The 14526-nt window shown below is 34.6% G+C and carries 13 protein-coding genes and 1 pseudogene; 10 read left to right on the top strand and 4 right to left on the bottom strand.

The features are described from left to right. Nucleotides 1-43 precede the first annotated feature (43 nt). The 3 genes from sph to DN392_RS08120 all read left to right on the top strand — a co-directional run bounded on the left by sph (nucleotide 44) and on the right by DN392_RS08120 (nucleotide 3627). The gene (sph, locus tag DN392_RS08130) at nucleotides 44-1045 is read left to right on the top strand and encodes a sphingomyelinase C (RefSeq protein ID WP_088321538.1); all 1002 of its coding nucleotides are present in this window, start codon (nucleotides 44-46) and stop codon (nucleotides 1043-1045) included. Nucleotides 1046-1153: 108 nt separating this feature from the next. Next, nucleotides 1154-2326, top strand: coding sequence for an amino acid deaminase/aldolase (locus tag DN392_RS08125; RefSeq protein WP_000373767.1), 1173 nt, complete (start codon nucleotides 1154-1156; stop codon nucleotides 2324-2326). Then, complete coding sequence (locus tag DN392_RS08120) at nucleotides 2314-3627, top strand: D-arabinono-1,4-lactone oxidase (RefSeq protein ID WP_064449771.1); 1314 nt, start codon at nucleotides 2314-2316, stop codon at nucleotides 3625-3627. Before DN392_RS08125 ends, DN392_RS08120 begins: the two co-directional genes overlap by 13 nt. Nucleotides 3628-3634: 7 nt before the next feature. Here the strand turns inward: DN392_RS08120 and DN392_RS08115 are convergent, their stop codons facing one another. Beyond that, nucleotides 3635-4786 (bottom strand): VanZ family protein, encoded by a 1152-nt coding sequence (locus tag DN392_RS08115; protein WP_000128051.1) that lies wholly within the window; start codon nucleotides 4784-4786, stop codon nucleotides 3635-3637. Between the two features lie 172 nt (nucleotides 4787-4958). On the opposite strand from DN392_RS08115, the gene DN392_RS08110 reads away from it, so the two are divergent. Next, complete coding sequence (locus DN392_RS08110; RefSeq protein ID WP_001268332.1) at nucleotides 4959-5162, top strand: hypothetical protein; 204 nt, start codon at nucleotides 4959-4961, stop codon at nucleotides 5160-5162. 75 nt (nucleotides 5163-5237) lie between these two features. Here the strand turns inward: DN392_RS08110 and DN392_RS08105 are convergent, their stop codons facing one another. Both DN392_RS08105 and DN392_RS31155 read right to left on the bottom strand, forming a co-directional pair. Beyond that, nucleotides 5238-6050: an undecaprenyl-diphosphate phosphatase gene (locus DN392_RS08105; RefSeq protein ID WP_071743377.1), complete on the bottom strand. Its 813-nt coding sequence runs from the start codon at nucleotides 6048-6050 to the stop codon at nucleotides 5238-5240. A gap of 134 nt (nucleotides 6051-6184) precedes the next feature. Further along, nucleotides 6185-6703: pseudogene (locus DN392_RS31155) on the bottom strand (methyl-accepting chemotaxis protein); the annotation flags it as partial. Nucleotides 6704-7349: 646 nt separating this feature from the next. Between DN392_RS31155 and DN392_RS08095 the strand changes: the two are divergent. The 5 genes from DN392_RS08095 (at nucleotide 7350) to DN392_RS08075 (ending at nucleotide 11461) form a co-directional block, all read left to right on the top strand. Beyond that, nucleotides 7350-8612, top strand: coding sequence for a 3D domain-containing protein (locus tag DN392_RS08095; RefSeq protein ID WP_001105801.1), 1263 nt, complete (start codon nucleotides 7350-7352; stop codon nucleotides 8610-8612). A gap of 112 nt (nucleotides 8613-8724) precedes the next feature. Then, entirely contained in the window at nucleotides 8725-8943 is a 219-nt protein-coding gene (locus tag DN392_RS08090) for a helix-turn-helix transcriptional regulator (protein ID WP_000150858.1), read from the top strand. After that, nucleotides 8936-9409 (top strand): DUF2178 domain-containing protein, encoded by a 474-nt coding sequence (locus DN392_RS08085; RefSeq protein WP_064057353.1) that lies wholly within the window; start codon nucleotides 8936-8938, stop codon nucleotides 9407-9409. Before DN392_RS08090 ends, DN392_RS08085 begins: the two co-directional genes overlap by 8 nt. Before the next feature lie 116 nt (nucleotides 9410-9525). Further along, entirely contained in the window at nucleotides 9526-10158 is a 633-nt protein-coding gene (locus DN392_RS08080) for a class A sortase (RefSeq protein ID WP_061673526.1), read from the top strand. Between the two features lie 139 nt (nucleotides 10159-10297). Further along, entirely contained in the window at nucleotides 10298-11461 is a 1164-nt protein-coding gene (locus tag DN392_RS08075) for a YHYH domain-containing protein (protein WP_149238010.1), read from the top strand. Between the two features lie 30 nt (nucleotides 11462-11491). On the opposite strand, the gene DN392_RS08070 is transcribed toward DN392_RS08075, so the two are convergent. Beyond that, nucleotides 11492-12877, bottom strand: a complete 1386-nt coding sequence (locus tag DN392_RS08070) for a peptide MFS transporter (protein ID WP_061673486.1) — start codon at nucleotides 12875-12877, stop codon at nucleotides 11492-11494. Nucleotides 12878-13129: 252 nt separating this feature from the next. On the opposite strand from DN392_RS08070, the gene brnQ1 reads away from it, so the two are divergent. Next, complete coding sequence (gene brnQ1, locus DN392_RS08065) at nucleotides 13130-14431, top strand: branched-chain amino acid transport system II carrier protein BrnQ1 (RefSeq protein ID WP_061673485.1); 1302 nt, start codon at nucleotides 13130-13132, stop codon at nucleotides 14429-14431. The last annotated feature ends 95 nt before the right edge of the window (nucleotides 14432-14526 follow it).

The following is a 14526-nucleotide window of genomic DNA, read 5'->3' as shown; positions in this document are numbered from 1 at the left end:
GAGTATTTGGCCTTTTTATAACTAATACATGGAGGTATGAAACGTGAAAGGAAAATTGCTAAAAGGTGTACTTAGCTTTGGGATTGGTTTAGGAGTTTTATACGGAGGATCTTCAGCTCAAGCAGAAACGTCTACAAATCAAAATAATACTTTGAAAGTGATGACACATAATGTGTACATGCTATCAACAAATTTATATCCGAACTGGGGACAAAGTGAGCGTGCTGATTTAATTGGGGCGGCAGATTATATAAAGAATCAAGACGTTGTTATATTAAATGAAGTGTTTGATAATAGCGCATCAGATCGTTTGTTAGGGAATTTGAAGAAAGAATATCCAAATCAAACAGCGGTATTAGGTCGTAGTAACGGAAATGAATGGGATAAAACGTTAGGTAGCTATTCATCTTCAACTCCTGAAGATGGGGGCGTTGCAATCGTGAGTAAATGGCCGATTGTTGAAAGGATTCAATATGTATTTGCAAAAGGATGCGGGCCAGATAATTTATCGAATAAAGGATTTGTATACACGAAAATTAAGAAAAATGATCGTTTCGTTCATGTAATCGGGACGCATTTGCAGGCTGAAGATAGTATGTGCGGAAAAACTTCACCTGCATCTGTACGTACAAATCAGTTAAAAGAAATTCAAGACTTTATTAAAAATAAGAATATACCAAATGACGAGTACGTCCTATTTGGTGGTGATATGAACGTGAATAAAATAAATGCAGAGAACAATAGTGACTCAGAGTACGCATCCATGTTCAAAACATTACACGCTTCTATTCCATCTTATACAGGACATACAGCAACTTGGGATGCGACGACAAACAGTATAGCAAAATATAATTTCCCTGATAGCCCTGCCGAGTATTTAGATTATATTATCGCAAGTAAAGACCATGCGAATCCGTCATTTATAGAGAATAAAGTATTACAACCGAAATCTCCACAGTGGACTGTTACATCATGGCTTAAAAAATATACATATAATGATTACTCTGATCATTATCCAGTAGAGGCAACTATTTCTATGAAATAGTCCTAAAAAAGTTTCTTCTTAATAGGAAGAAACTTTTTTATTTTGTAGAGGAAATTTCAACTTTCTTTCCAATATGTATAAGACATATTGAAAAGAGGAGAGAAAAATGTGGATCGAGGAATTTTTAAAGAGGTTCCATTACCGTGTGCATTTTTGGATGAAGTGGCTTTAGATAGAAATATTCAATCGATTATAGAATTAAGTGGGAATAAGAAGATTCGTATAGCGAGTAAATCGTTACGTTCTGTTCCAGTTATGCAAAAGATTTTAGCTACAAATGATCGATTTCAAGGTATTATGTGTTTTTCACCTAGAGAGGCTTTGTTTTTAATTGAACAAGGATTCAATGATTTATTGCTCGGATATCCTGTTTATGATGAAAGAGCTTTACATGAAATAAGTTTACTAACCAAGAAAGGGCTTATTATAACTTGTATGGTGGATTGTGAAGAGCATGTTGTTTATTTAGAAAAAATTGCTGAGAAGTCTAATGGTTGTTTTCGTGTTTGTTTGGATATTGATATGAGTAGTCATTTTTTTCAATTTCATTTTGGGGTCAAAAGATCACCAGTAAAAGATGTGCAAAGTGCTTTGAAAATAGTGAGAAGGGTAAAAGAATCATCATGTTTAATACTAGATGGTGTAATGGGATATGAAGCCCAAATTGCTGGGGTAGGAGACAACATACCAAATCAACGAGTGAAAAGTAAAGTGATTTCGTATTTAAAGAAGAAGTCAGTGTTAGAAGTTAAAGGAAGAAGAGGACATATCGTAAAAGAAATACAAAACCTAGGTATTGAACTAAGGTTTGTAAATGGGGGAGGAACAGGAAGTATAAAAACAACTGGGCAAGATAATTCAGTTTCAGAGATTACAATAGGTTCTGCTTTTTATGCCCCGAAGCTGTTTGATTATTATAAAGAGGTGCAATTTCATCCAGCTGTCGGATTTGCTTTACCAGTTGTGCGTAAACCAGCCCCGTTTATTTACACTTGTTTAGGTGGTGGATATATTGCCTCAGGTGCAATCGGGAAAGATAAAGAACCTGAGATTTGGAGACCAAATGGTGCCAAACTATTAGCTTTAGAAGGCGCTGGCGAAGTGCAAACACCGATTTTTTATAACGGTGAGGAACGAGTAGAGATAGGAGACTCTATCTTGTTTCGCCATAGTAAAGCTGGAGAGTTATGTGAGCGTTTTCCTTTTTTATATCGTGTGAAAGAAGGAGAGATTGTTGGGGAGTATTCAACATATCGGGGGGATGGCCAATGCTTTCTATAAAGGGACAAAAATGGAGAAATTGGACAGGGAATGTAGAAGGAACGCCGCATTATACGATGTATCCAGAAAGTATACAAGATGTAGTAGAAGTTGTAGGGCTTGCTCGAAAAAAAGGGAAGAAAATTCGTGTTGTCGGTTCAGGACACTCGTTTACACCTCTTGTGCAAACGGAAGAAATTTTAGTTTCTTTAGATGAATTGAAAGGTATTTTGGATATGGATGCAGAGAAGATGGTTGCCGAAGTATGGGCAGGAACAAAGTTACATGATTTAGGGAAGTTGCTTGAAGAAAAAGGTTATGCACAAGAAAATTTAGGGGATATTGATTTGCAATCGATTGCAGGAGCGATTAGTACAGGGACTCATGGAACGGGTATTACCTTTGGAAGTTTATCAACACAAGTTATAGAGATTACCGCAGTTTTATCTACAGGTGAGAGTATAGTTTGTTCGGAAACTGTGAATGTGGAATATTGGAGAGCCTTTCAGTTGTCGCTTGGGATGCTAGGTATCATTGTAAAGATAAAATTGAAAGTTATCGGGGCGTATTCACTTGTGTATGAAAGTGAAAAACAGTCACTATCTACTGTAATGAACAAATTAGAAGAATATAAGAAGAATCGCCATTTTGAGTTTTTTGTTTTTCCTTATTCAGATGAAGTACAAGTGAAATTTACAAACGAAACAACGGGTAAAAAAAGTGACTTGAAATGGCATAAACTAAAGGTAGAGTTGCTTGAAAATAAGATGTTTTCTTTGCTATCTAAAGGATGTAAATGGTTTCCTTCTATAAGTAAAGGAGTAAGTCGATTATCGGCTAAAGCTGTACCGAATACAAAGATAGTTGGTCCGAGTTATGAAGTATTTGCTACGTCGCGTGCGGTTCCATTTTATGAAATGGAGTATAGCGTTCCTTCAAAGTATATGCGGACCGTTGTAGAAGAAATTTCAAACCTTATTGAAAAGAAAAAGTATAAAGTGCACTTCCCAATTGAATGCCGTTATGTGAAAAGGGATGATATATGGCTCAGTCCAGCGTATGGAAGGGATTCAGCGTATATTGCTGTTCATATGTATAAAGGTATGAAGTATGCGGCTTATTTTGGTGAGGTGGAGAAAATTTTTCTAAAGTATGAGGGACGCCCGCATTGGGGGAAAATGCATACGTTAACGTACGAAAAATTACAAAGTATATATCCAGAATTGCATTCGTTTCTAAAGGTGAGGAAGTTATTAGATGAAGCAGAAATGTTTTCAAACCCTTACACAGAAAAATTATTTACGATTATGAAAAAAAGCTGACAAAGTATTACTTGTCAGCTTTTTTTAGTATGATCGCATTTCTTGTTTGACTAATACGCTCGTAAAATAGTAATTTATCACGACTAAATACATGTAATAAAACATGAATAATAAATAGACCGTTAATTACAAATTGGAATAATAGTATAACTAGTAATACTAAAGGCTCTGTATGATTTAAGATAGAGCTACTCGAAAGAATATAATTGATTCCGCCTAAAATGAAATAGAATATCCCGTAACGAATGAATAATTCTTTTAGTGTAATATGCTCTGCTTGTCCTTTAATATAAATCCGAAGCAACGCTTTTCCTATTGTTCTTCCATTTGTAAAGTATGGAATGATAATAAAGTAAATTAAGATTGAACATGTAATGAAAAGGAGTTCGTATACATTTGTATAAGATTGGATGTTAGCAATAAATAGTGAATTTCCTTTATTTTTAATGAAAGGTACAACGATAGATAAGAAAATCCAATCAATTTGCATAGCGATGAGACGACGAATAAATCCAACTGGTTTCGTTTCTAAATCAATATGAATATCTAATTCACTTGTTTTCGGAAGGAAGTACGTAAATATTGGTGCAATGATAAAACCAATTACGCCGCCTAGCGTGTTTAAAAACAAATCGTCAATATCAAATAAGCGATAGGCACAATTATAAATACCATATAATCCAGTTACTTGTGTTAACTCAAAGAACAGTGAAAGGCAAAAAGAAATGCACACTGTTTGTAAGAAGCTACGTCGGAAGTAATAACGTAAGTACATACCGAACGGAACGGTTAGTAGAACGTTAAAAGCAACTTGTAAAAACGCAGATTCCTTTAATAAATAGAAGTAGGTAGCTGGCTTCGTTAAAATCGCCGAGGTATGATTACTAATCTCTTGTATGAAATAAAATGGTGATAGTTGCATATGTTGCGTATTAGCCGGTTGTAGGCTACAAGTATCATACGTTTGTGGTAACGGCAAAATCACAAGGAAATAGGCATTTAATAAGTAAAGTAATAATGAATATAAAATAAATGAACGCCATTTATTTAAATAACCGTATTTACGATAATTAAATATTAAAAAAGGGATTAATAGAAACATTGCTAAAATAGGAAATAAAATAAATGCGGTTTTTACTGGAAATAAATATGCAGTCAAAATGAAGCTCCTTTCAATGAAAATTCGTTTATCATTATAACGTTAAAAGAGTCTAAAAACAAAATTAAAATATTTCGAAATAGAAAAAATTACAAATCTCAACGGAATTAAGCTATACTAAATTTAATATAAGGATATTATGATTATCATAAGTTGAGAGAGGGTACAAGATATGCGATATGAGCTTTTTTCTGTAAGTGGGGATCATATTACAACTTTTGAAAGTGCGTGGCGTTTTCAAGAGGGAGAACAGATCTTTGTTCATGATGATCAAACAAAACGAAATTTTATTATTATCCGCCTAACGCATGATGTATTTCAACAAAATAAACATGTTATTCGTTTGTATTGTCAAGAAAAGAAAGTATACGCATAAGAGGGGCAAAGATATAAAAAAGCGAGTCATCCTAGTTTAATAGAATGACTCGCTTTTCGCTTTGTAAGTTTCACTTTATAAGAAAATAAGAGTAAGTACACCTACGATAATGCAATAGAAAGAGAAATATTTTAAATTTCCTTTTGCCATAATGTTCATAAACCATTTTAACGAAATATACGTCATAATAAATGTTGCGATAAATGCAACGACATATGGTCCGAATAATGTGTCTAGATTTGGATCTTTTGCAATGTCTGTAATACTTAGTAATAAACCACCTAAGCTAACAGGGATATATAGTAAGAATGAGAAACGAAGGGCTGTTTCTTGCTTCATACCAAGTAGCATCGCTGCTACGATTGTTGCACCTGATCGGCTTATTCCAGGAATTAGTGCGCAAGCTTGTGCTAATCCGACGATGATTGCATCTTTCATAGAAAGGTCGCCATCATTTTTACGCCCACGCAAGTTTCTAATAATCCAAAGGCCGACAGCAGTAATAAGGAGGGAAATCCCAACCATCTTCACACCTTTTAAGTACTGATCGATGTAATCTTTAAATAAAACACCAATAACACCTGCTGGAATGGTCGCAATAACAAGATAAATAATAAAGAAGAAATCTGATTTTGCGTCTTCTGCTCTTGTAAATATATAAGATAGACCATTCTTCGTTAGACGAATTAAATCATTTCTATAAATAAGTAATACAGCTAATAATGAAGCTGAATTAACAAGTAGTTCGAAGCTAAACCCTTCTATTTTTAGTCCTAGCAAATGCTGTGCTAAAACGAGGTGACCGCTTGAAGAAATCGGAATTGGTTCTGTTAGTCCTTGGAACAGACCAAGAATTAAATATTTTAAAATGTAATGAAATTGTTCCATAAAAACCTCCTTGTTTATTAGTCGAAAGAAACAACTTGTTCATTATAACAAAGATACGGATGAATATTGAGAAGAAATAAATATTCAAAATATAATAAAAACCCCTTATAGCGCGCTATAAGGGGTTTTTATTATTAATGAGAAGCCGCTGTTTCTTGAAGACCTTTAGTCAATTGAACATCGACTTTTTCGGCATCATGAATATGGTTCATAATAGTAGTATTTAATTTTTGGAACATTTGTTGTGTATTAGCGAATTCTCGTAATATATCATCATTACAAGATTTTTGGTTTTCGATAGCTTTAATAACATTTGTAGCACCATTTTGTAACGTTTGAATCATAATTAAAATATTTTCAATTCTAGCGTTTGTATCGGCACTCATTTCTACACCTTCATCGACTAAATGTAAATTATCTTTTGTGTTATCGTATGCTTTTTCAATTTCTTCTTGAATTTTTTTCGTTAAGTTGCCGATGTTTTTTGTACTTTCCGCTGTACTTTCCGCTAGCTTTCTTACTTCATTAGCAACGACAGCGAATCCTTTACCGTGCTCTCCAGCGCGCGCAGCTTCAATACTCGCATTTAAAGCAAGTAAATTCGTTTGTGCTGCAATGTTTTGAATGACTTCTACAATTTGCTCGATTTCTTTTGAACGTTCACTTAAATGATTCATACTGTTAGACGTACGCTGAGATTGTTCACCTAATTTGTTAATTACAATAAGTAAACGGTGAACAGATTCTTTTCCTTCATTAGAACAGTCAATAATTTCTTCAATAGATTGAATTAAGCTTTGTTCTTTTTGTAACATTTCGTTATTCAATTCATTGGAATGTGTAGTACGAGTTGAAACATTTTCGAAACATGAGTTTAATTGTTGAACTAAATTTTGAAGTGTATGGTGTTGATTATTTACAAGTTGATGCTCTTGAACGACGTTTTGCACACGGTCGTGAATAGAAGAAATGATCACTTGTTTTTCAGTATCTTTTTGTTTTAATTCTGCTTCTAGTTCTTGTATACGATTTTCTAATTGATCAATTTTATGTAGAAGTGATTTTTTTTGAGTAAACATATATTTATTTCAACCGCCTTTAGAAGTTATATTTTCTCTATATTTGGATTTTAGCATCTTTTATAATTTTTAAATATAGGAATTGTTAAATATTTAAGAATCTATTACATTTTATGCATAATTCCCTTTTTTTTGTCATGAAAAATAAACTGTATTTAATGGTATTGTAAACAAACTGTAAAATAAATCATGTATAACTGTATAAGAAGGGAGTCGGATTATGAACTATTTTAAGCGAATCAGTAGTCTAGTATTAGCAGGAATTATCGGTCTTTCTAGTACAGTCGCTGTAAAAGCAGAGTCAAACGACGAGAAACTTAACAACATGCAACAGCAATTGCAGCAAAACGATGCAGATATGCAAAAGAAAGAGCAAGAGAAGCAAGCTGTTAGTAAAGAAATTCAAGGTATCGAAAACGAACTACATAATTTAAATAATACAATTGCAAAAAATAAAGAGGATCAAGCTGCTATTCAACGTAAAATTGATGAAACACATAAGCAGATTGAGCAAAAAAAGAATGAAATTGTCGTTTTAGAGGATAAAGTCCTTGCTCGTAAGGATATTATGAGAAAACGTATGGTTTCTGTTCAAAACAGTTCAAATACAAGTTTAGTAGTGGAAGTTGTAGTAGAGTCAAAAAACTTTGCAGATTTCTTACAACGTATGAACGCAGTTTCTACTATTCTAGAAGCTGATAAAGAAATTTTACGTCTACAAGAACAAGATCTTCGTCAAATTGAAGAGGATAAGAAAACAATTGATGAAAAAGAAGCATCTTTAGTAGTAGACAAACAAAAATTAGCAAAAGCACAAGCTGAGTTGCAGGATAACTTGAAAAAGCGTCAAGATAACTTACAAACAGTTCAAGCTAAATATAATCAGATTGCAAGCCAACTTAATTTAGCAGCAGAAGAAAAAGCTAAAATTGAGTCAAATATGAAGGCAGTACAAGAAACGATTGCTCGTGAGCAAGAAGCAGCAAGAATTGCAGCAGAAGAGCGTGCGAAAGCAGAAGCGGCTGCAAAGGCTGAGCGAGAAGCTTTAGTGAAAGCACAAGCAGAAATTGCTGAAAAACAAAAGCAAGAGAAAGCTAATAAACCAGCTGAACCTGCTGCTAATAATAATTCGAAGGTAGAACCTGCACAACCTTCGAAGCCAACTGCTGGTGGAAGAGAAATCTATGTACATGCAACAGCTTATACAGCAGATCCAGCTGAAAATGGCTATGCGCCAGGACAACAAGTTTATTCTGCATGGGGAGGCTATAATCTAACTGCAAACCCAGGAATGAAATTAATTGCTGTAGATCCAAGTGTTATTCCATTAGGTTCTACTGTATATGTTGAAGGTTATGGACAAGCAATTGCAGCAGATACTGGTGGCGCGATTAAAGGTCACAAAATCGATGTTTTAATGCCGGATAAAGCTTCGTCTAGTAATTGGGGCAGAAAAAATGTTAAAGTTACAATTTTAAACTAAAACGTAATCCAACTTTACAAAACGTAAAGTTGGATTTTTTTGTGAAAATAATGTTAAGTTGAGTTTACATTTTGTTAAGGATAGCATACAATGATGGTAAGAGGTGGTAAATTTGACCATTTGCAATAAGGTGAAAGAATTAAGAGCTCGCTTTAATTTTACGCAAAGTGTATTAGCAGAAAAGGTAGGAGTGACGAGACAAACGATCGCTGCAATTGAAAAAGGGGATTACGTTCCTTCATTGTTACTAGCATTGACGATTTGTGATGTATTCGAGTTAAAGATGGAAGATGTGTTTGTTTTAAATAAGGAGGGGAAAGAGGATGAGTAGGATTGTTTTTTCTTATATCGTAAACGTGCTTTATACGGCTTTAGCATGCTGGACATTTGTTGAATTTTATAGTGTTATTACAGAGTTAGCAGATATAATTAAAAATGAGAAATTCCCATTTGAAGTATGGTTTAATGGGGTACCATTCATTTTATTATTTATTGGAGCTATTATAGTTACAATTTTTTATAGAATTCAAAAGAAAAAATACAAGAATTTATCTTTTTGGATGTATCCATTATTGTTTCCACTAGAAGATGAACGCGAAAAAGCGATTACGGATAAAGCTTGTCGAACAACATTTGTATCGTTATGGTTTGTGTTACCTTGTGCAGTTGGATTTTTAACTTTTTCGCCTATTATTAATGAATATCTTCCTGGATACCCATTGTATATTATATTTTCTATTTTCTTTATTCAAATGACAGTATTCCACGTATCACTATACAGAAATAAATTAGCTTAAAAAGAAACCTTCTTGCACGTGCAAGAAGGTTTCTTTTCAGCTTACACTTGTACATATAGCAATATTATCTTATCATTTTATAGAGAGTAAGATTTTGTAAGGGAAAGGAATTGTATATGAATAAGCAAAGAGTTTATAGTATAGTAGCAATCCTTCTATTTGTTGTAGGTGGTGTGTTAATCGGAAAGCCATTTTATGATGGATATCAGGCTGAAAAGAAACAGACTGAAAATGTACAGGCTGTTCAAAAAATGGATTATGAAAAACATGAGACGGCATTTGTAGATGCTTCGAAAATTGATCAACCAGACTTGGCAGAAGTAGCGAGTGCATCATTAGATAAGAAACAAGTAATTGGTCGTATTTCGATCCCGAGTGTTTCATTAGAACTTCCTGTTTTAAAATCTTCTACTGAGAAAAACCTATTATCAGGTGCAGCAACAGTAAAAGAAAATCAAGTAATGGGAAAAGGGAATTATGCATTAGCGGGACATAACATGTCTAAAAAAGGTGTTTTATTTAGTGATGTAGCCTCTTTAAAAAAAGGCGACAAAATTTATTTGTATGATAATGAAAATGAATATGAATATGCGGTTACTGGTGTATCTGAAGTAACTCCTGATAAATGGGAAGTTGTAGAGGATCATGGGAAAGATGAGATAACGCTTATTACATGTGTATCTGTGAAAGATAATTCTAAACGTTACGTTGTTGCTGGTGATTTAGTAGGAATGAAGGCGAAGAAATAAAAAAGAAGGTCAACTCTTTAAAGAGTTGACCTTCTTTTTTACTAATGTTGAGAAATAATAGAATATTTTAGTTAGTATTTAAGTATTTTTCTATTTATGTATAATAAAGTTAGAATTCAAGATTTTGGGAGGAACAAGAGTGAAACAACAGGTGAAGAAACTTCTTTTAACAACAAGTGTAGCGTTATTGGTAGCTCCAATTTCAGCCTATGCGCATCCAGGGCGTACAGATGCTAATGGGGGACATACGTGTCGGACAAATTGTGAAAAATGGGGATTACAGTACGGGGAATATCATTATCACAATAAGCCAGCTTCTAGTAGTGGTGCAACGAGTCCAACTCCTAGCCCAAATGATAATGGTGCTGTAGAAGCCGAAAGACAAGTAGAAGCGCAGCGCAATGCTGAGGCTGAAAAACAACGTGTAGCGGAGGAACAAAGAAAAGCAGAGGAAGAGAGACAACGTGTAGCGGAGGAACAAAGAAAAGCAGAGGAAGAGAGACAACGTGTAGCGGAGGAACAAAGAAAAGCAGAGGAAGAGAGACAACGTGTAGCTGAAGAGCAAAGAAAAGCAGAAGAGGCACGTAAGCGAGAGGAAGCACAGCGTCAAGCTGATATGGAAAAAGGGCAGCTTGAGGGACAAAAAAGTGGAGAGACTGATTTTAAAGCAGGGAAAAATGATGCGGAATCACATTTAGCTGGAAAATCAGATACATATAAAGAAGCATTCAAAACTGCATATGTTGCATCTTGGTCTTTAGAAGAGCAGAAGAAAACGCATTTTGAAAAAGGAAAAGAGCAAGGTTTAGCACAAGAGACGATGGAAGATAGTCAAATTGCTCCGGAGTTTAAGCCGAACTTTGCAGAAGGTTTCCAAGTAGGGAATAAAGAAAGAACAGAAAACATTGAAAAAGAGCAAGCTGAACTAGGGGAAAAGGCAGGTAAGGAACTAGCCGGAAAGAACCCTGGAAATAGAGAGAAAGATGTGTACGTGAAGGTGTATGAAACAGCTTATGAAAAGGGCTATAAGTCTACAAAAAAAGCAGTAGAAAAGGCTGGCTATAAGTATGCATTTGAAAACTATGATTTGAAAGTTCCTGCTAAGTATGAAAAAAATGAATCGTTAAAGAAATGGTTTATTGAAGGATTTAAATCAAATAAAAAAGCAGCAGAAATTAGAGAAGAAGGATATAAAAAAGGAGACAGTTGGCTTGCATTCTTCTATAAGAATTTTGTGCCAAGTGAATATAAAGAACATAAAGAGTTGTACGAACAAGCGATAGAAAAAGGTAAGAATGCATAAAAAAAGATGAGGGGAATCCCTCATCTTTTTTTAATCCATCCATTTCACTAATCTCTTAGAAATTAATAATAAAACAAAACCTAACACAATTGCTACAGCTCCGATTACTGTAAATACTTCAGCATATCCAAGTGAAGTTGTGAAGCTTGCAAGTTGTCCGCCTAAAATGTTAGCAATTCCTGAGCTTGCTAACCATACTCCCATTAATAAAGAAGCAAGTTTTACTGGGGCAAGTGCACTAACCATTGATAGTCCAACAGGTGATAAGAATAGCTCACCTAACGTATGGAAAAGATACGTAAAGACGATAAATAGTAAGTTGGCTTTTTCTGTAATGTTATGTTCATCACTACCTGTTTTTAATGTAGCGATAACGAGAATGATATAACCGATACCAAGCAAGATCATACCAAGTCCCATTTTAGTTGGGATTTTTAAATCCCCGCGCTTGCGAGTTGCAAGTTTTGCCCATAACGCTGAAATGACTGGAGCAAGTAAAATAATAAATAATGGATTGACCGATTGGAACCAAGATGTTGGAACTTCCCATCCGAACACAGAGCGGTCTACAAATTTGTTTGTATATAATGTTAAAGAGCTACCAGCTTGTTCAAAGCCAGCCCAGAAGAAGACAACGAAGCATGTTAAAATGACGATAACTGCGGTACGTTGTTTTTCTTTTTTTGTTAACGGTGTATCTCCTACTGATGGTTCTCCATCTGTTGTTTGCAAATCACGAGTTGGTTTTTTACCGATATCACCAAGGAAGCGATTTGATAATGTTGTAAATAAAATTTGTCCAATGATCATTCCGATTGAAGCGGCTAAGAAACCGTAACGGAATCCAAAGTGAACAACGCCATCCACTGTTGTTTTGAATAAATTTTCTGATAAAAATCCGCAAACGAGTGGAGCTAAAAATGAACCGACGTTAATACCCATATAGAAAATCGTAAATGCACTATCACGTTTTGGATCGTTCTCTTCGTATAATTCCCCAACCAGTGTAGAGATGTTCGGTTTGAAGAATCCGTTACCGATAATAATAAGCGCTAATCCGAGGTATAGGCCGACTTGGTTTTGCATGGCAAATAGTGTAAGGTTACCGATTGCCATTGTTATACCACCAATTGTGATCGCTTTTCGTCTACCTAGGAACCGGTCTGTTAAGTATCCACCAATCATTGGTGTGAAATAACAGGCTCCAGTGTAAAATCCGTAAATGGAGAGTGCCCACGCAGGACTAAACCCAAGACCACCGCTTACTAAAGCTGTCGTTAAATATAATGTTAATAATCCTCGTAATCCATAGTAACTAAATCTTTCCCACATTTCTGTAAAGAAGAGTAAGTATAAACCTGGAGGATGTTTCTTTTTTCTTTGTTGTTCTCTTTCTAGTTGTATCGTTGATTCCATGTTATTTTCCTCCTGACACAAACAAAAACAAAGTTAATAATTTTGTACATTTAATATTTTACCTTATTAACTATTATAAGTCAATAAAGGTTGATTTTTCAGAAGAAATTGGAAAAGAGGGATAGCTATAGAATGGGTGTTTCTTTTATGTTAGACTATGGACTATGTTTTCTTTGTTAGGAAGCGGATTATTGCACTTTTTTATATGTGAAATTGATTTCATAAAAGATGAAATTAAAGAAGGAGAAACAAATGAAATTGTTACAGAAAAAAGAAATTTTACTGATTAGCCTTATGTTATTCTCGATGTTCTTTGGAGCAGGGAATCTTATATTCCCACCTTTCCTTGGGTATGAAGCAGGAGAACATGTGTGGATTTCATTAATAGGATTTATTATATCAGCAACAGGTCTTCCTATATTGGGGGTTATCGCTATTGCGAAAGCGGGAAGCTTTCAAACGTTAGCGGGTAGGGTTCATTCTTCATTCGCCATTATTTTCCCCTGTATCGTGTATTTATTTATTGGACCAGGTCTTGGTATACCACGTGCAGGAAGTTTAGCTTTTGAAATGGGACCAGGTCAGTTCTTCACAGAATCGGGAAGTGTAGTTTTATTATGTTACACGGTTATTTTCTTTAGTATTGTGTACTGGTTAAGTTTATTACCGTCTAAATTAATGGGGTTGTTCGGAAAAGTTTTAACACCGTTATTATTAGGTATGATTGCCCTTATTTTTATAAAGAGTATGTTTACATCAGTAGGCAGTGTGAAAGAGGCTGCTGGAAACTATGGACAAGCTCCTATGTTCCAAGGCTTTTTAGATGGATATTTAACGATGGATGCGCTAGCCGCTTTAATTTTTGGGATTGTTATTGCAAATGCTCTTCGTGCAAAAGGTGTTGAAGATGATAAAGGTTTAGCGAAATATATGAGTATTGCTGGAATTGGTGCAGGACTATTATTATCTATTATTTATGTCATACTTGGATATGTTGGTTCAATTAGCGGTTCGTTAGGTACATTTGATAATGGGGCGAACGTGTTAGCGCAAGTGATGACTACATTATTTGGACAAGGCGGAGTCGTTTTATTAGGTCTTATTTTTACGATCGCGTGTTTATGTGTGTCAATCGGACTTGTTACGTCTTGTAGTCAATTTTTCGCAAGTGTATTTCCGAAAGTAGCGTATAAAGTTTGGGCATTTATATTGAGTTTTGTTAGTATGATTTTAGCTAATTTAGGATTAACACAAATTTTAAAAGTATCAGTACCGATTCTTGGGTTTATTTATCCAGTTGCATTAACGCTTATTATTTTAGGGTTATTCCATAAGTATATTGGAAAGTATGCATACGTATATGCAGTAACAGTTGGGATTGTAGCGGTATTTAGTGCAATTGATATTTTCAATAAAAATGTGATGATGAATCAGTGGACGCCAATATTGAAATACATTCCGTTTTATACAGAAGGTGTTGGGTGGATTTTTCCAGCTATTATAGGTGTTTGTATAGGCGTTATCGTGAGTAGCGTTCTAAATAAGAATAAATGAGTAAAAAGGTGTTTTCCTATTTTGGAAAATACCTTTCTTTTTTTTGGAAAAATGGTATTGAAAATGAATAGACTAAGAGTATGATAAAGATAATT

The organism is Bacillus sp. BB51/4 (genome assembly GCF_008368845.1).
Lineage (GTDB): Bacteria > Bacillota > Bacilli > Bacillales > Bacillaceae_G > Bacillus_A > Bacillus_A wiedmannii.
Note: the sequence above shows the minus strand (reverse complement) of the source record. Positions and strands in the feature narration are given on the sequence as shown.

Coding starts and splice junctions, on each gene's coding strand:
- DN392_RS08120 (WP_064449771.1), top strand. CDS start 2,314: ATGCTTTCTATAAAGGGACAAAAATGGAGAAATTGGACAGGGAATGTA.
- DN392_RS08110 (WP_001268332.1), top strand. CDS start 4,959: ATGCGATATGAGCTTTTTTCTGTAAGTGGGGATCATATTACAACTTTT.
- DN392_RS08105 (WP_071743377.1), bottom strand. CDS start 6,050: ATGGAACAATTTCATTACATTTTAAAATATTTAATTCTTGGTCTGTTC.
- DN392_RS08095 (WP_001105801.1), top strand. CDS start 7,350: ATGAACTATTTTAAGCGAATCAGTAGTCTAGTATTAGCAGGAATTATC.
- DN392_RS08085 (WP_064057353.1), top strand. CDS start 8,936: ATGAGTAGGATTGTTTTTTCTTATATCGTAAACGTGCTTTATACGGCT.
- DN392_RS08080 (WP_061673526.1), top strand. CDS start 9,526: ATGAATAAGCAAAGAGTTTATAGTATAGTAGCAATCCTTCTATTTGTT.
- DN392_RS08070 (WP_061673486.1), bottom strand. CDS start 12,877: ATGGAATCAACGATACAACTAGAAAGAGAACAACAAAGAAAAAAGAAA.
- brnQ1 (WP_061673485.1), top strand. CDS start 13,130: ATGAAATTGTTACAGAAAAAAGAAATTTTACTGATTAGCCTTATGTTA.